The organism is Mesorhizobium sp., from assembly GCF_024509055.1.
Classification (GTDB): Bacteria; Pseudomonadota; Alphaproteobacteria; order Rhizobiales; family Rhizobiaceae; genus Mesorhizobium.
In genome coordinates this window covers 1-22,073 of the sequence record NZ_JANINM010000388.1, presented here as the reverse complement: position 1 = coordinate 22,073, position 22,073 = coordinate 1, and the positions used below count along the sequence as shown (strand labels likewise).

Below are 22,073 nucleotides of genomic sequence, written 5' to 3'. Positions count from 1 at the left end.
AATGGCGACCGGCGAGCGCCGCCAGCCTGCGGTGCCGTGAGACGGGCATTTGCGGTAACCGGATGGCAAGGGCAATTTGAGAAGGTCCATCTGTTCGAGACCGGTTCCGGTGACACGGAACGAAACGCAAAGTGACTTTTACGGCAGGCCGGCAATCCCTAGATAGCGCTGGGTTCTGCGGGAATCGGGGCAAAACGGCATGTGCGGTATCGTTGGAATTGTCGGCCAGCAGCAGGTCGCGCCGCTCATCGTCGATGCGCTGAAGCGGCTTGAATATCGCGGCTACGACTCCGCTGGTGTCGCCACAATCGAGAGCGGGAAGCTCGGCCGTCGCCGCGCCGAAGGCAAGTTGATCAATCTCGAGCGCCGGCTGAAGGAAGAGCCGCTCGAGGGTACGATCGGCATCGGGCACACGCGCTGGGCAACCCATGGCGTGCCGAACGAGACCAATGCGCATCCGCATTTCTCAGAAGGCGTTGCCATCGTCCACAACGGCATCATCGAAAACTTCGCCGAATTGCGCGAGGAGTTGGTGCGCGACGGCTATGCCTTCTCGTCACAGACCGACACCGAAGTCGTCGCTCATCTGGTGGCGCGGGAACTGGCCAAGGGGCTGAAGCCGGTCGAGGCCGCGCATCGCGCGCTGAAGCGGCTGCACGGCGCCTTCGCGCTGGCGATCATGTTCAAGGGTGACGAGGATTTGATCGTTGGCGCCCGCAACGGTCCGCCGCTTGCGGTCGGTCATGGCGATGGCGAGATGTTTTTGGGCTCCGACGCGATTGCGCTGGCCCCCTTCACAAATTCGGTCACCTATCTGGAGGATGGCGACTGGGCCGAGGTGCGCCGCAACAGCGTGACCATCTACGACATCGACGGCAACAAGGTCGACCGCAAGCGCCAGCAGTCGCTGTCGACCAGCTTTATGGTCGACAAGGGCAACCGGCGTCACTTCATGGAGAAGGAAATCCATGAGCAGCCCGAGGTGATCTCGCATACCCTGGCGCATTATGTCGATTTCGTCTCAGGCGTGTCGAAGCCGCTCGAACTGCCCTTCGATTTTGCCAAGATCGGCCGGCTCGCGCTCTCGGCCTGCGGCACCGCCTATCTCGCCGGACTGATCAGCAAGTACTGGTTCGAGCGCTATGCGCGATTGCCGGTCGACATCGATGTCGCTTCCGAGTTCCGCTATCGCGAGATGCCGCTGTCGGCCAATGACGCGGCCTTCTTCATCTCGCAGTCCGGCGAGACCGCCGATACGCTGGCCTCGCTGCGCTACTGCCGCAAGGCCGGCATGAAGATCGGCGCGGTCGTCAATGTGCGCGAATCGACCATGGCCCGCGAATCGGACGTCGTGCTGCCGACGCTTGCCGGACCGGAAATCGGCGTCGCCTCGACCAAGGCCTTTACCTGCCAGCTGTCGGTGCTGGCTGCTCTTGCCGTGCGCGCCGGCGTTGCCCGCGGCATGATTTCGCGCGAGCAGGAAAGGCAGCTGGTGCGTGAACTCTCCGAGGCGCCGCGCTTCGCAACCCAGGTGCTGAAGCTCGACGAGCAGATCGAACGCATCTCGCGCGAGCTCTCACGCTACAAGGATGTGCTTTATCTGGGTCGCGACACCAACTTCCCGCTCGCCATGGAAGGGGCGCTGAAGCTCAAGGAGATTTCCTACATCCATGCCGAAGGCTATGCCGCCGGCGAGCTGAAGCATGGGCCGATCGCGCTGATCGACGAAAACATGCCGGTGATCGTGATCGCGCCGCATGACCGCATTTTCGAAAAGACCGTTTCGAACATGCAGGAAGTGGCGGCTCGCGGCGGCAAGATCATCCTGATCACCGACGCCAAGGGCGCGGCCCAGGCGAGCGTGAAGACGATGGAGACGATCATCCTGCCGGACGTGCCGGAGATCATCGCACCGATCATCTATGCGTTGCCGATCCAGATGCTGGCCTATTTCACGGCGGTGTTCATGGGCACCGACGTCGACCAGCCGCGCAATCTGGCGAAATCGGTGACGGTGGAATAGCCGGGTATACGTACTGCCGAGGAAGGCGTTCTTTAAAAACTTCGCAGTTCCAAACCCGATTGCGGTTCACTAATCTCAGCGACGCAACCTGCGCCGCGGTGAACCCATGTCCGACGCTCTGAAGACCTCCGGCATGACCCGACTCAGGAACTATTTCCTGACCGGCTTCATCGTTTGTGCGCCGCTGGCGATCACCGTCTATATCGCCTGGTCGCTCATCGGTTGGGTCGATTCCTGGGTGAAGCCTTACATCCCGGTTCGCTACAACCCCGACACTTACCTGCCGTTCCCGGTTCCAGGCTTCGGACTGATCGTGGCTTTGGTGCTGATCACGCTGATCGGTTTCCTGACGGCGAACATCGTCGGACGAGCCATCGTCAACTTTGGCGAGCGGCTGCTTGGCCGAATGCCGCTGGTGCGCGGCATCTATGGCTCGCTGAAGCAGATCTTCGAAACGGTGCTGTCCAACAAGGGCGACATGTTCCGCCAGGTCGGGCTGGTCGAATATCCGCGCAAGGGCGTCTGGTCGCTGGTGTTCGTCGCCAGCGAGAAGGAAACCGAAATCAACCAGAAGCTCGACCAGGAAGGCGATCCGCTGATCGCCGTGTTCATGCCCTGCACGCCGAACCCGACCACCGGCTTCCTGATGTATGTGCACAAATCCGAGATCGTGCTGCTCGACATGTCGATCGAGGACGGCGCCAAGCTTATCGTTTCGGCCGGCATGGTGGCGCCGGAAGTCAAGGCCAAGCTGGTGACGCTGAACGGCGAACCGGTCGATGGAGCGCTTGCCAATCCCGCGCTTGGCGCTCAGCCGGCGCGCAGCAGCCGAACCGCCTCATCGCGGCCGAACAGGTAAAGCAGCAGCCTAAGTGCCTCCCCGCGTTCGGACTGCAATTCCGGATCGCGCGACAGGATCAGCCGCGCGTCGTCGCGCGCGGCTTCGAGCAGATCGGCATGGAACTCGATGCGCGCGACCTGGAAGCCGGGCGTACCCGACTGCCGGGTGCCCAGCAGTTCGCCTTCGCCACGCAGCTTCAGGTCCTCCTCGGCGATGCGAAAGCCATCCTCGGTCTCGCGCATCACCGACAACCGGCGCTTCGCCGTCTCGCCGAGCGGTTCCTTGTAGAGCAGCACGCAGGACGAGGGCTTGTCGCCGCGGCCAACCCGTCCGCGCAACTGATGCAGTTGGGCAAGGCCGAAGCGCTCGGCATGCTCGATGACCATGATCGTGGCGTCGGGCACGTCGACGCCGACCTCGATCACCGTGGTCGCGATCAGGATGCGGGTTTCGCCCTCCTTGAAGGCGCGCATCGCCTCGTCCTTCTCTGCGCCCTTCATGCGGCCGTGCACTAAGCCGATCCGGTCGCCAAACAGCGGCTTCAGCGAGGCGAACCGGTCCTCCGCCGACATCAGCTTGATCTCTTCCGATTCCTCGACCAGCGGGCAGATCCAGTAGATCTTCTGCCCTTCGGCGACGGCGTCGCGCATGCGTCCGACCAGTTCGTCAAGCCGCTCCATGGGCAAGGTCACAGTGCGGATCGGCCGCCGGCCGGCCGGCTTCTCGGTCAGTTTCGAGACATCCATGTCGCCGAAGGCGGTAAGGACCAGCGTGCGCGGGATGGGCGTCGCCGTCATCACCAGCATGTCGGGCGCATCTCCCTTCGCGGTGATCGCCAGCCGCTGATGCACGCCGAAGCGATGCTGCTCGTCGACGACGGCAAGGACGAGGTCGTGGAAGGTCACGCTTTCCTGGAACAGCGCATGCGTGCCGATGACGATGTCGATCGCACCGCTGGCAAGCCCCGCCAATGTTTCGGTGCGCTCTCGACCTTTCTCGCGGCCGGTCAGAATCGCGACGCGCAGGCCGGCCTTCTCCGCCAGCGGCGCGATCGTCGCCAGGTGCTGGCGCGCCAGGATTTCCGTCGGCGCCATCAGCGCCGCCTGGCCTCCTGCCTCGACTGCACGCCCCATGGCGAGCAGGGCAACCACCGTCTTGCCGGAGCCGACATCGCCTTGCAGCAGGCGGAGCATGCGTTCGGGGTCGGCGAGGTCGGCATTGATCTCGCCCAGCGCGAATTCCTGGGATGGGGTGAGCTTGTAGGGTAGGGCCGCGCGCAGCTTCTCGACGATGTGGCCGTCGCCCGTCAGCGGCCGGCCCGACAGGCGGCGGATCTTTGCCCGCACCAGCGCCAGCGAAACCTGACCGGCCAGCAGTTCGTCATAGGCCAGACGCCGCCAGGCCGAACCCTCGACGGCAACATCGATCGGGTCCGCCGGATGGTGGACGCGGCCGAGCGCATCGCCGAAGGTCGGAAAGGTCTGGCGGCGCATGAAGGCGTCGTCCTGCCATTCGGGAAGTTCGGGCAGGCGACCGAGCGCCTGGCCGATCGCCCGGCGCAGCACTTTCGCCGAAAGGCCAGCGGTAAGCGGATAGACCGGCTCGACCAGCGGCAGCCCCTCGGCCTCGCTTGCCAAGACGATATGATCGGGATGGACCATGGTCGGTCGGCCGTTGAACCATTCCATGCGGCCCGAGATCACGACGCGTTCGCCTTCGGGGAGCATCTTCTGCAGGTAGGCGGCGTGGGCATGGAAGAAGGTCAGCGCGACCTCGCCGCTGTCGTCGTGCGCGTAGACGCGGTAAGGCACCGACCTGTTGCCGCGCGGCGGCGGTTGATGACGGTCGACCCGCACCTCCAGGGTCACGATCTGGCCTTCAGCCGAATGCGCGATGCCGGGACGGTTGCGGCGATCGATCACCGTGTTGGGGAGCACGAACAGCAGGTCGGCCGCGCGCGCGGCACGATCGCCGAGATCGGCCGGCACGACCCGCTCGACAAGCGTCCCCACCTTCGGGCCTATGCCTGCAAGCGAGGTGATCGGGACGAACAGAGGATCGAGGATGGAAGGACGCATGGTGTCAGCTTATGTCGCGACGCAGGCAACGCAAGGCTGACACCAGCCTCTATCCACGCTATATGCGCCGCTTCGAACAGGGATGCGGAGCCATGACCGGGACACAGCGATCAAGCGAGGGATTGGACGCCCGCCGGCGCAAGCTGCTGTTCCGCTCCTGGCATCGCGGCATGCGCGAGATGGATTTGATTCTCGGTACCTTCGCCGATGCCGAGATCGGCGCCTTGACCGGTGATGAAATAGACCAATATGAAATGCTTCTCGAAATCCCCGACACCGAATTCCTGCCGATGATCACCGGCGAACGCCCGGTTCCGTCCGATATCGATTGCGCGGTGCTGCAGAAGATCCTGGCGTCGCGGCGGACCATGATATTTTGAAAAACGCATAAAGCATGAGCCTCATTCCTTCCATCGGCCTGCCAAAGGGACGCGCCGGCCAGTTCATCGTCGACGGTGTCGCCGACGGCTACGAAGCCTTCGCGCTGGTGCAAACGGCGCAGGAGATCGCGTCCGACAAGCCGGTGCTGTTCGTGGCGCGCGACGGCCAGCGGCTCCCCGCGATCATCGACGCGCTGGCCTTTGCCGCGCCCGGCCTGCCCGTGCTGGAACTGCCCGCCTGGGACTGCCTGCCCTACGATCGCGTGTCGCCGGGGGCGGATGCGGCCGCGCGACGGCTCGCCGCACTCTCCGCCATGATCGCGCTGGCCAGGAAGCCGCATCGGGCGGTTATCCTCACCACGGCGAATGCGCTCCTGCAGCGCATTCCGCCGGCCGAACTGATCGAAGCACAGACTTTTCACGCCAAGCCCGGCAACCAGATCGACATGAATGCTTTGGTCGCGCGGCTGGAGACCTCCGGTTTCGAACGCGTGCCGACTGTGCGCGGCCTCGGCGAATTCGCTGTGCGAGGCGGTATCCTCGACCTCTTCGCGCCGGGCTGGAGCGAAGCGCTGCGCCTGGACTTCTTCGGCGATACGCTGGAATCGATCCGGGTCTTCGACGTCGCCACGCAACGCACGACCGGGCAGCGCAAATCGATGTCGCTGCAGGCAATGAGCGAAGTGGCGCTGATGCCGGAGACGATCAGCCGGTTCCGCCGCTCCTACATCGAGGCCTTCGGCGCGCCGTCGCGCGACGACGCGCTCTATGCGGCGGTGAGCGAGGGGCGGCGCTTTGCCGGCATGGAGCACTGGCTGCCGTTCTTCTACGAGCGGCTGGAGACGGTGTTCGACTATCTGCCGGATGCGCCTGTCGTCTTCGACCATCTGGCGCATGAGGCGCTGGCCGAGCGCCACACGCTGATCCTCGATCACTATGAGGCACGCCGGAAGCAGGCCGACAGCGCGCTCAAGGATGCCGTGCCCTACAAGCCGGTGGCGCCGGACCTGCTCTACCTCTCGCCCGAGAACCTCAAGGCTTCGCTCGGTCCGCGCGAGGATATCGACTTCACCGTCTTCGATGCGCCCGACGTCGGGGGCAAGAAGGTGTTCCACGCTGGCTCGCGGCAAGGGCGCAGTTTTGCCGAGGAACGCGCTGACCCGAACATCAACGTTTTCGATGTTGTCGTAAAACACATCGCTGACGAGCGCGCCGCGCGCCGCCGTGTCGTCGTCGCCGGCTGGACGGAAGGTTCGCTCGACCGCCTCGGCCAGATTCTCGCCGAACACCATCTCGGCAATCTGAAGCCTGTGGCGACGCTTGCCGATGTCGAAAAGCTCGAGCCGGGGCAGGCAGGTCTTGCCGTGCTGCCGCTCGAATCCGGCTTCGAGACCGACAATCTGGTGGTCGTTGCCGAACAGGATATCCTCGGCGACAGGCTCATCCGGCGGTCGAAGCGCAAGAAGCGCGCGTCCGATTTCATCGCCGAGGCCTCGTCGCTGTCGGCGGGCGACATCGTGGTGCATGCCGACCACGGCATCGGCCGTTTCGTCGGCCTGCGCACCATTGAGGCGGTGGGCGCACCGCATGACTGCCTCGAAATCCACTATGCCGGCGACGACCGGCTGTTCCTGCCGGTTGAAAACATCGAGCTTCTGTCGCGCTACGGCTCGGATTCGGCCGAGGCACCGCTCGACAAGCTTGGCGGCGGCGCCTGGCAGGCGCGCAAGGCGCGGCTGAAGCGGCGCCTGCTCGACATGGCGGGGCAACTGATCCGCATCGCTGCCGAGCGGCAGATGCGCGCGGCGCCGGCGATGATCCCGGCCGAGGGCCTGTACGGCGAGTTCGCCGCGCGCTTCCCCTATGAAGAGACGGACGACCAGCAGACGGCGATCGATGCTGTCATGGACGACCTCGGCGCCGGCAAGCCGATGGACCGCCTGGTCTGCGGCGACGTCGGCTTCGGCAAGACGGAAGTGGCGCTTCGCGCCGCCTTCATCGCTGCGATGGAGGGTTTCCAGGTCGCCGTGGTGGTGCCCACGACGCTGCTGTCGCGTCAGCATTTCAAGACCTTTGCGCAGCGCTTCTCGGGCCTGCCGATCCGCATCGCGCAGGCCTCGCGCCTGGTCGGCTCCAAGGAACTGGCCGAGACCAAGAAAGGCATCGCCGACGGTACGGTCGATGTCGTTGTCGGCACGCATGCGCTGCTCGGCAGCTCGATCTCATTCAAGCGCCTCGGGCTTTTGATCATCGACGAGGAGCAGCACTTTGGCGTCAAGCACAAGGAGCGGCTGAAGGACCTCAAGAGCGATGTGCATGTGCTGACGCTGTCGGCGACGCCGATCCCGCGCACGCTGCAACTGGCGCTGACCGGCGTGCGCGAACTGTCGCTGATTGCAACGCCGCCGGTCGACCGCATGGCGGTGCGCACCTTTATCTCGCCCTTCGATCCGTTGGTGATCCGCGAGACGCTGCTGCGCGAACGCTATCGTGGCGGCCATTCGTTCTATGTGGTGCCGCGCATCAGCGATCTTGCCGAAATCCATGATTTCCTGAAGGAATCCGTGCCGGAGTTGAAAGTGGCGGTTGCTCACGGCCAGATGCCGCCGGGCGAGCTCGACGACATCATGAACGCCTTCTACGATGGCCAGTACGACGTGCTTCTGTCGACGACCATCGTCGAATCCGGCCTCGACATCCCAACCGCCAACACGCTGATCATCCACCGGGCCGACATGTTCGGGCTGGCCCAGCTCTATCAGCTGCGCGGCCGCGTCGGACGGTCGAAGGTGCGCGCCTACGCGCTGTTCACGCTACCGGCCAACCGCAAGCTCACCGATACGGCCGAGCGCCGGCTGAAGGTGCTGCAGTCGCTCGACACGCTCGGCGCCGGCTTCCAGCTCGCCAGCCACGACCTTGACATCCGTGGCGCCGGCAATCTGCTCGGCGAAGAGCAGTCCGGCCATATCAAGGAGGTCGGCTTCGAGCTCTACCAGCAGATGCTGGAAGAAGCAGTGGCCGAGGTGAAGGATACGGGCGAGGCGCAGGATGGCGGCTGGTCGCCGCAAATCGCGGTCGGCACCGCCGTGATGATCCCCGAAAGCTATGTGCCGGACCTGCAGCTCCGCATGGCGCTCTACCGCCGGCTCGGCGACCTCGAAACCACCGAGGAGATCGATGGCTTCGGCGCCGAACTGATCGACCGTTTCGGACCGCTTCCGGAAGAGGTGACGCATCTGTTGAAGATCGTCTTCATCAAGGCGCTCTGCCGCAAGGCCAATGTCGAGAAGCTGGATGCCGGGCCCAAAGGGGTCGTCATCCATTTCCGCAAGCGCGAATTCCCCGACCCGGTCGGCCTGGTCAAGTACATCGGCGAGCAGGGCTCGCTCGCCAAGATCAGGGCGGATCACAGCGTGGTCTTCATCCGCGACTGGCCGAATGCCGAGAAGCGACTGGCAGGATCGGCCGTGGTCATGACCCAATTGGCGCGCCTGGTCGACAAGGCGGCCTAACGGTATCGGACCATTCGCCACTGCTGAAAAACCCGGCTAGAATAGGTAATCGGCTTCGTGTATGGAGCCGCGACCCTGCTTAAGGGTGGATTTGCAGGCGAGGGCGCCTGTTTATTTGTTTGACGCAATTCCGGACGGAAAATCGCTTCGCACTTTTCCTGGAGTTGCACTGAAAGGGCGTTTGGGTGCAGCGATGACAAAATGGTCGCCGAATTCTTGGAGAGCAATGCCGATCAAGCAGGTCCCCGCTTATCCGGACCCTGCGGTGCTGAAGGCTACGGAAGCTCAACTCGCCACCTTTCCGCCGCTGGTCTTTGCCGGTGAGGCACGCAAGCTGAAGAAGCAACTGGCGGCGGTCGCCGCGGGCGAGGCGTTCCTGCTCCAGGGGGGTGATTGCGCCGAGAGCTTCGCCGAGCATGGCGCGGACAACATCCGCGACTTCTTCCGCGTTTTCCTGCAGATGTCGGTGGTGCTCACCTTCGCCGGCGCGCAGCCGGTGGTGAAGGTCGGCCGTGTCGCCGGCCAGTTCGCCAAGCCACGCTCGTCCGACAATGAGACCAAGGCCGGCGTGACGCTGCCGAGCTACCGCGGCGACATCATCAACGGCATCGAGTTCGACGCCAAGTCGCGCATTCCGGACCCTGCCAGGCAGGAGATGGCCTACCGCCAGTCGGCCGCGACGCTCAACCTTCTGCGCGCCTTCGCGCAGGGTGGCTATGCCAGCCTGGAAAACGTGCATCGCTGGATGCTCGGCTTCGTGGCGGATAGCCCGCAGGGCGAGAAATATCAGTCGCTCGCCAACCGCATCACCGAGACGATGGATTTCATGAAGGCCGTCGGCATCACCTCGGAAACCAACTATTCGCTGCGCGAGACCGATTTCTACACCAGCCACGAAGCGCTGCTGCTGGGCTATGAGGAGGCGCTGACCCGCGTCGACTCCACTTCAGGCGATTGGTACGCGACGTCCGGCCACATGATCTGGATCGGCGATCGCACGCGCCAGCCCGACCATGCGCATGTCGAATACTGCCGTGGCATCAAGAACCCGCTCGGCCTGAAATGCGGCCCGTCGCTGACGCCGGACGGCCTGCTCGAACTGATCGACCTGCTCAACCCGGAGAACGAGGCTGGCCGGCTGACGCTGATCGCCCGCTTTGGCTCGGACAAGGTTGCCGAGCACCTGCCGAAGCTGGTGCGGGCGGTGAAGAAGGAGGGCCGCAACGTCGTGTGGTCGTCCGATCCGATGCATGGCAACACGATCGAGGCTGCCGGCTATAAGACGCGTCCGTTCGATCGCATCCTCAAGGAAGTGCAGACCTTCTTTGAAGTGCACCGCGCTGAGGGCACGCATCCGGGCGGCATCCATGTCGAGATGACCGGCAAGAACGTCACCGAATGCACGGGTGGCGCGCGCGCCATCACTGCGGAAGACCTGCAGGACCGCTATCACACCCATTGCGACCCGCGCCTCAACGCCGACCAGGCGATCGAACTCGCGTTCCTGGTCTCCGACCTGTTGAAGAAGAGCCATCCGGTCCAGCACAAGCAGGCCGCCAACGGCTGAGCAATCAGGTTTGGCAAGGCACGCCGAAGAGATTCGGCGTCGCCTGTCCGTCCGAGGCTGTTAGTCCGGATCTGGAGGTCCTGGCGGATTACCAGGGAAGCTGGTTTTCCCCGGCGGGACGACGGCAAAGTTAACCGCTATCGGCGGCGACTTACGTGACCAGTCGAAAAGAACGGTCTTGACCGGCAGGCCGGCAATCCAGGCCTTGAACTGTGGGGAAGCAGGCCCGTTGCCGTGCCAGACTAGCAGCATGCCCTGCTCGTGCAGGCGCTGCTCGGTGATCCACGGCGCGAGTCGCTTGTCGAGCGCCGTGAAAATCGAAGGCTGGTCCGGGGCGTTGAGCCCCGCGAGCATGGCGACGGTGTCATCGCCGCCGACGATACCCAGGCGCCCGGGCACGCTCTCGTGCCAGATGGTTTCGGCCGCTTCCGAAACGGACCGCGCCGGCCAACAGACGGGCTGCAGATGTCCGAGCTCGTTGCAACCTGTCCAGCGTCCCGCCGCATAGCCGCTGGATACGCCAACGACGCAGATCAGCGAAAGGATCGCCAGCCGGCGAAGCTCCTTTGTTCCGAGACGCTCACCCAACAGCGCGATGGCCACGGCGCCGACCAGGTTGTACATCGTCGCCCCCCAGGACTCGCCAGTGCCCGTAAACAGCGAGGCGGCCATCACCAGAAGCGCAGGCCCAAGGCCCATCCACACCAGATAGATCACCGCGCGTGGTTCGGGGGCAGGGTGGCGCCGCAAAGGTGCCGGCTCGGTCTGGACAGGTCGCCGCAAAAGGCCGGACAGGCCAAGAACGACGGCGAACCCGGACAGGGCGGCGAGCTGAACCCCGATGTAGTAAAGGCGGGCGCGGTGGACCAGCACCCACTCGTTGCGCATAGAGGCATAGGTCAGGGGCAGGAAGTCCATCCTGTAAAGCGCCACGGCCAGCGGCGCGACGATCGCGAGGAAAATCGCCAGGCCGAGCCACGGCCAGGGGGTGGCAAGCTGGCGGCGGGCGCGGGGGTCGTACAAAAGCCACACGGCGCCGAATGACAGCAGAAGGCCGGTGGAGAACTTGGCATAGAGCCCCATAGCCGAGACGAGACCCAGGGCTAGCCACCAGACCGGTTTTCCGTCGCGTGCCGCGCGCCACAACAACAGGCATATGCCCGCCCAGAACGGCATCTGCGCATAGTCATGGTTGAATTGCGGTGTTGGCCAGCCGAAAAAATATATGGTCGGCATCAGCAGAACGGCGGCCAGCGCGCGTGTCGAGCCCATGATGTCGCGGGCCAGCAGATAGACAAGGACAAAGGTAGTCGAGACCGTGAGTTGCGACAGCAGATATTGCGGCCAGCGAAACGACCCCGTCAGCAGATGGCTGATTTCCAATAGCCAGCACGGAAGTTGCGGGTGCTTGTAAGTCAGCAGGGTCCATTCGCGGCCCCACATGAACCCCTCGACGACGTCGCCAGGCGGGCCGACGTTGACGATTGCCGGCATGATGGTCCAGCACAGAAGCTGGGCAAGGCAGAGAAGTGCCAGGAAATGCGATGGTTGACGCAACAGATCGTCCCAGCGCGACGCCGGTCGACTGCTGGTAGCCGGTACCAGATCAGTTGCCGGCCAAACATTCACGGGTTCACTGGTTCCTGACATGCGTGTCTTTGGTCACACCGGCTCAATTGCGCGCGCTTAAATCACACCAGCGGGATTTTCCAATAGCCCCGACAGCAAACCTTACGAAAATGTATGTTTTCAATACCATCGCAAGACCAAGATTTCCGAGGAGGTGTCTCTGCTGAAACCATATAATCCGGCAGGATTCCGGTGGGGACGGCAAATGGAAGACGAAACACAGGAACATCTGGAACACGCGGAACATGCCGAACATGCCGCGCATGAGGGCAATCCGTTTCTGACCACGGTCTCGGTGACGATAGCGGTGCTGGCCGTGTTGGCCGCAACGGTGGGCAGTTTCGAGTCGCTCGAAACCGCCGAGGCGATCAACGACAAGAGCGAGGCCGCCTATCTGCAGAACAAGGCGAGCGATCAGTGGGGCTTCTTCCAGGCCAAGAGCATAAAGAAGAACAGCTATGAGATCGCGGCCGCCATGGGCGGCCCTGCCGCCGACCAGTTCCAGGCCAACGCGAAGCGAAACGAAGCCGACAGCGCGGACATACAGGCCAAGGCGACCGAGTTCGAGAAGCAGGTCGATGAAAAGCTCCGCGACAGCGAGGTTCGTGAGCACAGGCATCACGTGCTGACATTCGGCGTCACGCTGCTGCACATTTCCATCGCCGTCGCGACGCTGTCGATCATCACTCATGGCAAGCGCTGGCCCTGGATGGCGTCGTTGGCCCTGGGCGCGATGGGCATGATCGCGGCCGGTTTCGCGTATGTCTGACGGGTAGGGAGGTCACGCTCCGCCCGTTGCCATCCCGCAGTCAGGATTCGCCATGCGCCACGAGCATGCCATCATCCACCACCGCGCGCTCGACTTCTGGTTGGCCCGGGCCGCGGTTCTCGTGATCATTTGCCTGCAGCTTCTGGTCATCAACGACCTGTCGTTCGGTCCGCGCTGGCTGGCGCCTGCGATCGAAGCCGCGCTCCTCGTGCCCCTGTCGATAGCGACGGCCTGGACGCAGATGCAGACGCAAAAAGCCGTCGACAACGAACACTGGTACGCGATCGGTCGGTTTCGCGTCTTCATTCGCCGGACGGCACTGGCGATGACCGGCGTCATCAGCTTGATGAATTGCGGATCGCTGGTCTTCCTGGTGCGGGCACTGCTGCAAGGCCATGCCGGTGGCGGCACGACGCTTCTCGTCGACGCGCTCAACATCTGGGTGACCAACGTCATCGTCTTCGCGCTATGGTTCTGGAACACCGACCGGGGTGGCCCGCCGACCTGCGGCCTCGTCAAGCGCGCCCAGGCCGATTTCCTGTTCCCGCAGATGATGCTGCCCGATCGCGAAGCCCGCGACTGGCTGCCCGGCTTCGTCGACTATGTCTTCCTCGCCTTCACCAATGCCACGGCTTTCTCGCCGACCGACACCATGCCGCTCACCCAGCGCGCAAAATTGCTGATGATGGCCGAGGCGATGATCTCGCTGCTGACCATCGCGCTTGTGGCCGCGCGGGCGGTGAACATCCTGGCCTAGCGCCCGCGCTCCCAGAGCATGGTCGACAGCCGTGGGTCGGCGAAGGCAGTCCGCGAGAACTCGATCCGCCTTTCCGGAAATTCGCAAATGGCCTGGATGCCGAACGAGCCGATGCGAATGCGCCAGGTTTGCGGTTCCAGCGGCTTCGCCTTTGCAAAGCCGCGACAGGTCAGCAGCGCTATGTTGGCGCCCTTCGGATCGCGCACGGAGCGGTAGCGGATGGCTTGCATTTCCGCCTCGCGCGCGACATCGGCAATGGCCTGGCAGGCGGCGTAGTCGGTCGGATGCGTCCATGCCTTCTCGTCGCGGTCGAGTGGCGGCCGGTTGAGGTCGATAGCCCGGTCGCATTTTATAGCGGCGGCAAAGGCAGTGTATTCGGCGGCATCGCTCGGCCATTGCGTTTGCGGCGACTCGGCGAAAAACAGCAATCGGTAGAAGGCCATCTCGGCCACCGCCGTCAGCACGGTCTGGGCGGCATAGTAGACCCCCTTGGTCTTGCCGGAACGGCGGAAGCGCGAACCGTAAGGGTAGACCGAACCGTAGCGGAAGGGGGTCGCCAGCAGGTAGTGAAGGTGGCGGCATTCGAGCGGGATCTGCGGCTTGGTTTCCTCGATCAGGTTTTCCAACTGCGTCTGCTCGTCGAGCGTGTCGACAAGCTTAAGCGTCGAAACGCGATGCTGCGCCTCGACCATGCGCCAGTACTTGCCTTCGAGGCTGACGGCCTCAGACGAGAGCGCGTCGGGAGTCCAGGTAGGCGATGACATCGACAAGTCCGGCAATCGTCAGGATCTTCTCAAGCGGCGTAGCGTCGAGCGCTGTGTTAGGGCTCTTCAGCCATGCCCGGGCCACGGTTTCGTCGCCACCGACTATGGCGTCGAGCGAGCGGAACAGGCGGACGAATAGTACGGCGAGCTCGAACGGCTTGGTGCCCCGCTCAAGCAGGAATTCCTGCTTGCGCATGCGCGAAACCGTTGCCTCGGACACGCCGATGACAAGGGCGAGTGTCTTCGCGGTTATGTCGAGCAGGTCGGCCGCGCGCAGCGTGGCCTTGGTTATGACGGCATTCTCCGCCGCCGTCATGGCGACTGGACGTTCCATTGCGCACCCATTCATTTCTGTAGAAAATATAGTCCACAAAAATTCACTTGGAAAGGGCGTGCGATGTTCGGCGTGGCTTTTGCCGAAACTCAGTCCTTCTTGTAGAGCAGCCAGCCCTTGCCGGCGCGGCCGGCCATGGTGGAATGCCTGGTGACGCGGTTGCGGCCGCTGACCTTGGAGCGGTAGAGCGCCCGGTCGGCCTTGGTGTAGAGGTCTTCCGCGCTCTCGGCCTCGGACGCCATGCAGATGCCCATGGATAGGGTCACGGTGCCGTAATTCATGCCGGTCTGGCTGCTGGTGAACGGCGTCTGTTCGATCAAAACGCGGATACGTTCCGCGATCTCATAAGTGGTGTCCTCGCCGGCGCCCTCGACGATGATCGCAAACTCCTCGCCGCCGGTGCGGGCCACGAACATGTCGGCGCGAACGCTGGACTGCAAGATATCGGCGATGATCTGGATAATCTTGTCGCCGACCGGGTGGCCGTAGCGGTCGTTGATGTCCTTGAAGCGGTCGATGTCGGCAAGGATGAGGGCGTTGAACAGGATCCCCCGGTTGCTGTTGTAGATCCGGGTTATCTCCTTGTCGAAGGCACGCCGGTTCCAGATCTGGGTCAACGGGTCGGTGTTGGCCAGACGCTTGTATTCCTCGAGCTTCGACTTGACGCTTTCGAGCTCAGCGGTCTTGTCGCTGAGCGTGCTGGAGAACTGGCGATTGTGATCCAGCGTTGAATTGGTGGCGGCCGACATGGCGCTGGCAATTTTGTGCAGCAATTCCTGCGAAAGCAGGCTGCGGTTGTTGAGGCCACTCGACGTTTCGTCGAGGATACGGCCATATTTCTCGATATGCGTACGCTCACTCCTGAGGAGAGCTGCGACATCCTCGAGCTCCTTGGCAATGGCGTCCCGGGCGTTCTCGACGATGGAGGGGCCGTGGTGTTGGGGAAGGAAGGTGCGACCGATGTTGTCGAGATCCTCCTGGGTGGGCCGGTTGCTCAAGGAGACCACGGCAAGACTGAGCTCGCGGTTGCTGCCGCTCAGAGCTTCGTAGAAAATTTCGTAGTTGCGGGGCAGTCCGAGCACTCCGAGCTGGCGCATGGTCGCAACCACGGTGCTGGCGATGTCGGTATTCCTGTCGGTAGGGACGGCTGCCGGCTGCATATTCAATAGTTCCCCCTTGAGAGCGACCTCGGCCTGCCTCGGCCGGTCGTTGCCCGGGAGGGGATTTGGATCGGAATTGCGGATGCGAAGATGCATCCCCTACCACGACCTTCGCTTGCAGGAATCATAGATGCGGTTGCGCTAAAGTTTCCTTAATGGCCTGCATTTCCTCATTGTCTTCGCTACCACAGGCTGCAATGCCTCTGCGGGAACGGTCTCCGAATCGCGGCCACCTGGTGTCGCATTTGCCTATGCCAGGCATCCGCAAAGCTGGAATTCTGTCAGCGTGGTGGATCGGGTAATGCCGAAGGAGGCCGGAATGGAAGACAATCACAGCGGATCATGCCTATGCGGCGCGGTTCGCTTCAAAACGAGGGGCCGGTTGCGCGGGGTCGTGTATTGTCACTGCTCGCAATGCCGCAAACAGAGTGGCCATTTCGTCGCTGCAACCTCCTCCAATGATGCCGACATCGACATAGAGGGAACTGAAGGCGTCACGTGGTATGGCGCTTCCGGCGTCGCCAAACGCGGCTTTTGCCGCATCTGTGGTTCCTTGCTGTTCTGGAAACATAATGAGTTGGACACCATCTCGATCATGGCGGGGTCGTTCGACAGACCGTCCGGTCTTTCCGCCGAAAGCCATATCTTCGTCGGCGACAAGGGCGATTACTATTCGATCGACGATAGCTTGCCGCAGTTCGAGAAGTCGACGCCGTCGATAAAGGTCGCGGACGAATGATTTTTGGAGGTATTGGCTTATTCCATTGATCCGGCCGTTGCGATATCCCCTGCCAATGACTCAAAGAGGGGCTGGGCATGCAGCGGCTGGTCGATGCATTCATCAATTCGGTGCGGGCCTTCCGCAAGCTGGCCGCCCATGAAAAAGCCTTCCAGCAGGAACTGCTTTTGTTCGTGCTCGCCCTGCCGGCCGGCTGGTTCATCTCGGTATCATGGCGCGGCTATGCCTTGCTGATCGGGGCGGTCCTGCTCCTCATCATGGTCGAAGTGCTCAACACCGGTATCGAAGCGGCCTGCGATGCGATCTCGCGCGAGTTCCACATTGATATCCAGCTTGCCAAGGACTGCGGCTCGCTGGCGGTTCTCATTTCGATCGCGATAGCCGCCGGCGTATGGGGCATCGCCATCATTGAGCGGATCACCGGCGCGCCGATCTGAATCGGCCGGACGCAAGACTATCGAACGTCAGGAAGCAGCCTGATCTTCCTTCGCGTCCTTGGCACGTTCCCTTCCAGCGAAATGCCGGGCAACCAGCCAGGCAAGGACCGCCACGCCGAGACCGACCGCCAGCGCGATGAGCAGGCGCTCGTGCCGGGCCAGCGCCTGGCCGATCAGGCGTTCCGCGCCGAGGCCGAAGACATAGCCCAGCGTGCCGAACAGTGCGGCCCAGACCGCTGATGAGATGGCATTGAGGATGACGAAGCGCGGCGCAGGCACGGTGGACAGTCCGGCTGCGATCCCGCCGACGAGGCGCATTCCGTAGATGTAGCGGTTCGTCAGAACGAAAATGTTGGGATGGGTATTGAGCAGGTGATAGGCGCGGCGGAAGCCGGGCCGCCGACGCAGCCTGCGCACAAAGGGATGCTCGGCAAAGCTGCGGCCAAGGGTGAAGAAGAACGTGTCGCCGATGAACGCGCCGAGAAACGTGGCCAGGAAGGCCTGCCAAGGCACGAAAACCTGCTGATGCGCAAAGAAGCCGCCCAGGATCGCGGCGCTCTCACCTTCCGCAAGACAACCCAGGAAGACCGCGAACAGTCCATACTGCTCGATCAGACGATGGATGGCCTCGGTCATTGCGTCGCGGACCGCGCAGGGAACTGCCTGCCGATCCGATCGGCCATATCCGCCAGGTCTCCTGTCGTCCTTCGCATGATGTCTTCCATCGCCAGAGCCACGATAGAGGTAGAGACTACCTTGCCTGACGGGAAGTGGTAGATTGATCGGAGAGGCGAGGACCGGCGATGCTCGATTTCCAGAAGATTCGTGCCCGGGCGGCAAAGCGCAAGGGCGGTGAGCAAGCGTTGTCGCCGTTGCTCGGGCCGATGCCCGACAATGCGGCGGTGGCGAAAGTCCCGGACGACCGAATCCTCTCGACCATGGCCGAGCGCATCTTTGCCGCCGGTTTCGTCTGGCGCGTCATCGAGCAGAAATGGCCGGGCTTCGAGGAAGCTTTCCTCGGCTTCGAGCCGAAGCGGCTGCTGTTCCAACCCGACGATTTCTGGCACGAGCTGGCTTCCGACAGCCGCATCGTGCGCAATCCACAGAAGATCAAGTCGGTGCGAGACAACGCAATTTTCGTCGATCGGGTATCGAAGGAGCATGGCAGCTTCGGCAAATTCATCGCCAACTGGCCGGCCGACGACCAGGTCGGGCTGACCGCCTACCTCGCCAAGCATGGCAGTCGGCTCGGCGGCAACACCGGGCAGTATTTCCTGCGCTGGCTGGAGTGGGACACGTTCGTCGTGTCGGCCGATATGGCGGCTGCGTTGCGCGACGCCGGCCTCGATATCGCCGAGAGCCCGACCTCCAAACGCGACCTCGACAAGATCCAGGCCCAGATCAACCGGTGGTCGGCCGAGAGCGGTCTGCCGCGCGGCACATTTCGCGCATCCTGGCGATGTCGATAGGCGAGAACCATTCGGTTGAAGCCTTGAGCGAGTATATGGGCGACTAGGGTCCCATCCACGGGCAGCGGATTTGGTACAAACGATCGCCATTGCCGACCGATTTCGGCCAAGCTAAACCCATCACATGACCCAGACCGCTCCCGACATCCTGCGCATTGCTGTCGCCCAGCTTAACCCAACCGTTGGCGACGTCGCCGGCAACCTGGCAAAGGCGCGCGAGGCGAGGGCGGACGCGGCACGGCAGGGCGCGGACCTGGTGCTCTATACCGAGCTGTTCCTGGCTGGCTATCCGCCGGAGGACCTGGTGTTGAAACCGTCCTTCCTCAAGGCATGCGAAAAGGCAGCGCAGGATTTCGCCAACGACACCGCCGATGGCGGCCCGGGCGTGATCATTGGCACGCCGCTGAAGCGCCGGTCCGGCACGCACAACTCGATTGTCGTTGCCGACGGCGGCAAGATCATTGCCGAGCGCTACAAGCTTGACTTGCCGAACTACGGCGAGTTCGACGAGAAGCGCGTTTTCCAGGCCGGGCCTGAGCTGCAAGGACCGGTCAATTTTCGCGGCGTTCGGTTGGGCATTCCGATCTGCGAGGATATCTGGGGCGACATCGCCGTCTGCGAGACACTGGCCGAAAGCGGGGCGGAAATCCTGCTGGTCCCGAACGGCTCGCCTTACTATCGCGCAAAGATCGACGTTCGCCACCAGGTCGTCATCAGGCAGGTCATCGAAACCGGCCTGCCGATGATCTATGCCAACCAGCTTGGCGGCCAGGACGAGCTGATCTTCGACGGCGCCTCGTTCGCCATCGGCGCGGACAAGACGCTCGCCTTCCAGATGAGCCAGTTCGAGGACGCGGTCGACGTCACGACCTGGCGGCGGAAGGGCGATCATTGGGTCTGCTCGGAAGGCCCGATGTCGAGGATTCCGGACAGGGAAGAGGCCGACTACCGCGCCTGCATGCTCGGCCTGCGCGACTACGTCAACAAGAATGGCTTCAAGAACGTGGTGCTCGGCCTTTCGGGCGGCATCGATTCCGCGATCTGCGCGGCGCTGGCCGTCGATGCGCTCGGCGAGGAGCGGTTGCGCACCGTCATGATGCCCTATCGCTATACCTCGAAGGACTCGCTCAAGGACGCGGAAGATTGCGCCAGGGCGCTCGGCTGCCGCTACGACATCGTTCCGATCTTCGAGCCCGTCGAAGGTTTCAGGCACGCGCTCACCCAGCTCTTCGAGGGCACGCAGGAAGGCATTACCGAGGAAAATCTGCAGAGCCGTGCACGCGGCACGATCCTGATGGCGATCTCGAACAAGTTCGGTTCCATGGTGGTCACGACCGGCAACAAGAGCGAGATGTCGGTCGGCTACGCGACGCTCTACGGTGACATGAACGGCGGCTTCAACCCGATCAAAGACCTCTACAAGATGCAGGTCTACGCATTGTCGCGCTGGCGCAACGCGCATGTGCCGCCGGGCGCGCTCGGGCCGTCCGGCGAAGTCATTCCGAACAACATCATCGACAAGGCGCCGTCGGCCGAGCTGCGCGAGAACCAGACCGACCAGGATTCGCTGCCACCCTATCCGGTGCTGGATGACATCCTGGAATGCCTGGTCGAGAACGAGATGAGCGTCGACGACATCGTCGCGCGCGGCCATGAGCGCGCTACGGTCAACCGAATCGAGCATCTGCTTTATATCGCCGAATACAAGCGCAGGCAGGCAGCACCTGGCGTGAAGATCACGAAGAAGAATTTTGGCCGCGACCGCCGCTACCCGATCACCAACCGGTTCCGGGACCGCGGTTAGGCACCTTCGACCCACCGCCAACACGATCGCAGTCTTGTCCATGCCCGACATTGAAATCAGCTTCGACCCGTCGCGGATCGATTTCCGCGCGACCTCAGACCAGTTGATGGCCAGTTACTGGGGAGCCGAACGCAACGACGAGCTCCATCGACGGGCTTTCGCAAGCTCGCTTTGCGTCGGCGCCTATGTCGAAGGAGTGCAGGTCGGCTTCGCCAGGGCGATCACCGACTACACCGTCTTTGCCTATCTGTGCGACGTCATCATATGGCAGAGGTATCGTGGGCAAGGGATCGGCATACGACTCGTGCAGGCTCTTATCGACCATCCCGAGATGAAGACGGTCGTGCATTGGAGCCTTTCGACCAACGACGCCCACGGTCTCTATGAGAAGTTCGGGTTCAAGGCCGACGGTCGCTACATGCGACTGGAGCGCAAGCCCTCTGCCTGAATGCGGGGGCACAACCGGTCGTTGTTGCAGAATAGCACCAGTGCTTGAACCAGATGTCGTTTTGGGAACAGTCTGGCTTGGCGAGGTGGTGGGTCGCCCCTATAAGAACCTCTCCCGCGATTCCCTCTGGGGAGGACCGTATGGCAGGATTTGACATCGTTATGCGAGGCCGCGAGGCCTAGGTCTGCGTCACCGCTCCGGACGATTTTCGGAGCGCCGGACGCAGAAGAGGCTTTTGCCGCTGTCGGTCGCCGCCTGAGTGTGCGCGGCCAAACATACTGAACCTCCGCATTGCAAGGCGTCACGGCGCCACCCGCGGGTTTTTCCAATTTGACTTTATCGGGACCGGGCACAATTGCGCCCGGATGACATCATGGCTCGTTTCAAGATCGACCTGCGCGCGAGCGCCTTTCGCAGCGTGCTTGGCTTCACTTTTGGCCATTGGCGCCGGCAGCCCTGGCGGCTGTCGCTCATCATAGGCGCGTTCCTGCTCGCGACGCTCGCGGATGTGCTGACCCCGCTCTATTCCGGCCGTCTGGTCGACGCCGTCGCCAGCAGCGCCGGCGCGGACGAGGTCGCGTGGAATGCCGCGATCGCGGCTTTCTCGATGCTGATTGCACTGGCGCTGGCCGGCGTCGTGCTGCGCAATGCCGCCTTCATGTGGATTGTTGAACTGACGCTCAAAATGATGTCGGACACAGCCGCCGACGCCTTCCACAGGGTGCAGCGCTTCTCGACGGACTGGCACGCCAACAGTTTCGCCGGCTCGACAGTGCGCAAGATCACGCGCGGCATGTGGGCGCTCGACCTGCTCAACGACACGATCCTGATCGCGCTGCTGCCGTCGATCGTCATGCTTCTAGGCTCGACGCTGCTGCTCGGCTGGTTCTGGCCGATGATGGGCGTGGTCGTGGCGATCGGCTCCGTGCTGTTCATAGGCATCACCGCGATCTTGTCGCTTGGTTACGTCGCGCCGGCGGCGCGTCTTGCCAATTCGTGGGATACGCGCCTGGGCGGCGCGTTGGCCGATGCGGTGAGCTGCAACGCGGTGGTCAAGGGCTTCGGCGCAGAATTGCGCGAGGAAGCGCGTCTTGCCCGCGTGGTTGCCAAATGGCGGCAGCGCACCGGCCGCACCTGGGTGCGCGGGACGGTCAACGGCACCCTGCAGGGAGCGATGCTGCTCCTGATGCGGGCGGCTGTGATCGGCCTGGCGCTGCTGCTTTGGGCATGGGGCCAGGCGAGCGCCGGCGACGTTGCCTTCGTGCTGACCTCGTTCTTCGTCCTGCAGGGCTATCTGCGTGACATCGGCACGCATATCCGCAACCTGCAGCGCTCGATCAACGACATGGAGGAACTGGTCGA

18 protein-coding genes and 1 pseudogene are annotated in these 22,073 nt (G+C 63.1%); 13 read left to right on the top strand and 6 right to left on the bottom strand.

The window, feature by feature from the left end; translation table 11 throughout:
- Nucleotides 1–199: 199 nt before the first annotated feature.
- Entirely contained in the window at nt 200–2,023 is a 1,824-nt protein-coding gene (glmS, locus tag Q0L57_RS19785; RefSeq protein WP_296744719.1) for a glutamine--fructose-6-phosphate transaminase (isomerizing), read from the top strand.
- A gap of 106 nt (nt 2,024–2,129) precedes the next feature.
- Nucleotides 2,130–2,882: a DUF502 domain-containing protein gene (locus tag Q0L57_RS19780; protein WP_296744718.1), complete on the top strand. Its 753-nt coding sequence runs from the start codon at nt 2,130–2,132 to the stop codon at nt 2,880–2,882.
- Here the strand turns inward: Q0L57_RS19780 and recG are convergent.
- Nucleotides 2,834–4,942 carry an ATP-dependent DNA helicase RecG gene (gene recG / locus Q0L57_RS19775; RefSeq protein ID WP_296744717.1) on the bottom strand — a complete coding sequence of 703 codons (2,109 nt, stop codon included), beginning with the start codon at nt 4,940–4,942 and terminating at the stop codon, nt 2,834–2,836. The genes Q0L57_RS19780 and recG overlap by 49 nt on opposite strands.
- A gap of 92 nt (nt 4,943–5,034) precedes the next feature.
- On the opposite strand from recG, the gene Q0L57_RS19770 reads away from it, so the two are divergent.
- The 3 genes from Q0L57_RS19770 to Q0L57_RS19760 all read left to right on the top strand — a co-directional run bounded on the left by Q0L57_RS19770 (nt 5,035) and on the right by Q0L57_RS19760 (nt 10,401).
- On the top strand, nt 5,035–5,322 hold the full coding sequence (locus tag Q0L57_RS19770; RefSeq protein ID WP_296744716.1) for a succinate dehydrogenase assembly factor 2: 288 nt from the start codon (nt 5,035–5,037) through the stop codon (nt 5,320–5,322).
- Between the two features lie 14 nt (nt 5,323–5,336).
- Nucleotides 5,337–8,834 (top strand): transcription-repair coupling factor, encoded by a 3,498-nt coding sequence (gene mfd, locus Q0L57_RS19765; RefSeq protein ID WP_296744715.1) that lies wholly within the window; start codon nt 5,337–5,339, stop codon nt 8,832–8,834.
- 193 nt (nt 8,835–9,027) lie between these two features.
- Nucleotides 9,028–10,401 (top strand): class II 3-deoxy-7-phosphoheptulonate synthase, encoded by a 1,374-nt coding sequence (locus Q0L57_RS19760; RefSeq protein ID WP_296744714.1) that lies wholly within the window; start codon nt 9,028–9,030, stop codon nt 10,399–10,401.
- 60 nt (nt 10,402–10,461) lie between these two features.
- Here the strand turns inward: Q0L57_RS19760 and Q0L57_RS19755 are convergent, their stop codons facing one another.
- On the bottom strand, nt 10,462–12,051 hold the full coding sequence (locus tag Q0L57_RS19755) for a glycosyltransferase family 39 protein (RefSeq protein WP_296744713.1): 1,590 nt from the start codon (nt 12,049–12,051) through the stop codon (nt 10,462–10,464).
- A gap of 184 nt (nt 12,052–12,235) precedes the next feature.
- Here Q0L57_RS19755 and Q0L57_RS19750 point away from each other — a divergent pair, with 184 nt between their 5' ends.
- On the top strand, nt 12,236–12,799 hold the full coding sequence (locus Q0L57_RS19750) for a DUF4337 domain-containing protein (protein ID WP_296744712.1): 564 nt from the start codon (nt 12,236–12,238) through the stop codon (nt 12,797–12,799).
- A 52-nt stretch (nt 12,800–12,851) separates the two neighbouring features.
- Nucleotides 12,852–13,556 (top strand): hypothetical protein, encoded by a 705-nt coding sequence (locus Q0L57_RS19745; RefSeq protein WP_296744711.1) that lies wholly within the window; start codon nt 12,852–12,854, stop codon nt 13,554–13,556.
- Here Q0L57_RS19745 and Q0L57_RS19740 read toward each other — a convergent pair.
- The 3 genes from Q0L57_RS19740 to Q0L57_RS19730 all read right to left on the bottom strand — a co-directional run bounded on the left by Q0L57_RS19740 (nt 13,553) and on the right by Q0L57_RS19730 (nt 15,814).
- A complete protein-coding gene (locus tag Q0L57_RS19740; RefSeq protein ID WP_296744710.1) occupies nt 13,553–14,320 on the bottom strand; it encodes an RES family NAD+ phosphorylase in 768 nt (255 codons plus the stop codon). The genes Q0L57_RS19745 and Q0L57_RS19740 overlap by 4 nt on opposite strands.
- On the bottom strand, nt 14,280–14,654 hold the full coding sequence (locus Q0L57_RS19735; RefSeq protein ID WP_296744709.1) for an antitoxin Xre/MbcA/ParS toxin-binding domain-containing protein: 375 nt from the start codon (nt 14,652–14,654) through the stop codon (nt 14,280–14,282). Before Q0L57_RS19735 ends, Q0L57_RS19740 begins: the two co-directional genes overlap by 41 nt.
- A gap of 89 nt (nt 14,655–14,743) precedes the next feature.
- The gene (locus Q0L57_RS19730) at nt 14,744–15,814 is read right to left on the bottom strand and encodes a GGDEF domain-containing protein (protein WP_296744708.1); all 1,071 of its coding nucleotides are present in this window, start codon (nt 15,812–15,814) and stop codon (nt 14,744–14,746) included.
- Nucleotides 15,815–16,133: 319 nt separating this feature from the next.
- On the opposite strand from Q0L57_RS19730, the gene Q0L57_RS19725 reads away from it, so the two are divergent.
- Together Q0L57_RS19725 and Q0L57_RS19720 are read left to right on the top strand one after the other, a co-directional pair.
- Nucleotides 16,134–16,553 (top strand): GFA family protein, encoded by a 420-nt coding sequence (locus Q0L57_RS19725; RefSeq protein WP_296744720.1) that lies wholly within the window; start codon nt 16,134–16,136, stop codon nt 16,551–16,553.
- 77 nt (nt 16,554–16,630) lie between these two features.
- Nucleotides 16,631–16,990, top strand: coding sequence for a diacylglycerol kinase (locus Q0L57_RS19720; RefSeq protein ID WP_296744707.1), 360 nt, complete (start codon nt 16,631–16,633; stop codon nt 16,988–16,990).
- A 27-nt stretch (nt 16,991–17,017) separates the two neighbouring features.
- Here Q0L57_RS19720 and Q0L57_RS19715 read toward each other — a convergent pair whose 3' ends face one another.
- Complete coding sequence (locus tag Q0L57_RS19715) at nt 17,018–17,626, bottom strand: DedA family protein (protein ID WP_296744706.1); 609 nt, start codon at nt 17,624–17,626, stop codon at nt 17,018–17,020.
- Between the two features lie 167 nt (nt 17,627–17,793).
- On the opposite strand from Q0L57_RS19715, the pseudogene Q0L57_RS19710 reads away from it, so the two are divergent.
- From Q0L57_RS19710 to Q0L57_RS19695, 4 genes and pseudogenes are all read left to right on the top strand, one after another.
- A pseudogene (locus tag Q0L57_RS19710) lies at nt 17,794–18,506 on the top strand (DNA-3-methyladenine glycosylase I).
- A gap of 77 nt (nt 18,507–18,583) precedes the next feature.
- Complete coding sequence (locus tag Q0L57_RS19705) at nt 18,584–20,263, top strand: NAD+ synthase (RefSeq protein ID WP_296744705.1); 1,680 nt, start codon at nt 18,584–18,586, stop codon at nt 20,261–20,263.
- Between the two features lie 40 nt (nt 20,264–20,303).
- Nucleotides 20,304–20,711 (top strand): GNAT family N-acetyltransferase, encoded by a 408-nt coding sequence (locus tag Q0L57_RS19700; protein ID WP_296744704.1) that lies wholly within the window; start codon nt 20,304–20,306, stop codon nt 20,709–20,711.
- Nucleotides 20,712–21,084: 373 nt separating this feature from the next.
- The coding region (locus tag Q0L57_RS19695) for an ABC transporter ATP-binding protein (protein WP_296744703.1) at nt 21,085–22,073 on the top strand (989 nt) is incomplete at its 3' end.

Excerpts from the sequence above, each read along its gene's own strand:
- glmS (WP_296744719.1), top strand. The coding sequence starts at position 200 with ATGTGCGGTATCGTTGGAATTGTCGGCCAGCAGCAGGTCGCGCCGCTC.
- Q0L57_RS19780 (WP_296744718.1), top strand. The coding sequence starts at position 2,130 with ATGTCCGACGCTCTGAAGACCTCCGGCATGACCCGACTCAGGAACTAT.
- recG (WP_296744717.1), bottom strand. The coding sequence starts at position 4,942 with ATGCGTCCTTCCATCCTCGATCCTCTGTTCGTCCCGATCACCTCGCTT.
- Q0L57_RS19770 (WP_296744716.1), top strand. The coding sequence starts at position 5,035 with ATGACCGGGACACAGCGATCAAGCGAGGGATTGGACGCCCGCCGGCGC.
- mfd (WP_296744715.1), top strand. The coding sequence starts at position 5,337 with ATGAGCCTCATTCCTTCCATCGGCCTGCCAAAGGGACGCGCCGGCCAG.
- Q0L57_RS19760 (WP_296744714.1), top strand. The coding sequence starts at position 9,028 with ATGACAAAATGGTCGCCGAATTCTTGGAGAGCAATGCCGATCAAGCAG.
- Q0L57_RS19755 (WP_296744713.1), bottom strand. The coding sequence starts at position 12,051 with ATGTCAGGAACCAGTGAACCCGTGAATGTTTGGCCGGCAACTGATCTG.
- Q0L57_RS19750 (WP_296744712.1), top strand. The coding sequence starts at position 12,236 with ATGGAAGACGAAACACAGGAACATCTGGAACACGCGGAACATGCCGAA.
- Q0L57_RS19745 (WP_296744711.1), top strand. The coding sequence starts at position 12,852 with ATGCGCCACGAGCATGCCATCATCCACCACCGCGCGCTCGACTTCTGG.
- Q0L57_RS19740 (WP_296744710.1), bottom strand. The coding sequence starts at position 14,320 with ATGTCATCGCCTACCTGGACTCCCGACGCGCTCTCGTCTGAGGCCGTC.
- Q0L57_RS19735 (WP_296744709.1), bottom strand. The coding sequence starts at position 14,654 with ATGGAACGTCCAGTCGCCATGACGGCGGCGGAGAATGCCGTCATAACC.
- Q0L57_RS19730 (WP_296744708.1), bottom strand. The coding sequence starts at position 15,814 with ATGCAGCCGGCAGCCGTCCCTACCGACAGGAATACCGACATCGCCAGC.
- Q0L57_RS19725 (WP_296744720.1), top strand. The coding sequence starts at position 16,134 with ATGGAAGACAATCACAGCGGATCATGCCTATGCGGCGCGGTTCGCTTC.
- Q0L57_RS19720 (WP_296744707.1), top strand. The coding sequence starts at position 16,631 with ATGCAGCGGCTGGTCGATGCATTCATCAATTCGGTGCGGGCCTTCCGC.
- Q0L57_RS19715 (WP_296744706.1), bottom strand. The coding sequence starts at position 17,626 with ATGACCGAGGCCATCCATCGTCTGATCGAGCAGTATGGACTGTTCGCG.
- Q0L57_RS19705 (WP_296744705.1), top strand. The coding sequence starts at position 18,584 with ATGACCCAGACCGCTCCCGACATCCTGCGCATTGCTGTCGCCCAGCTT.
- Q0L57_RS19700 (WP_296744704.1), top strand. The coding sequence starts at position 20,304 with ATGCCCGACATTGAAATCAGCTTCGACCCGTCGCGGATCGATTTCCGC.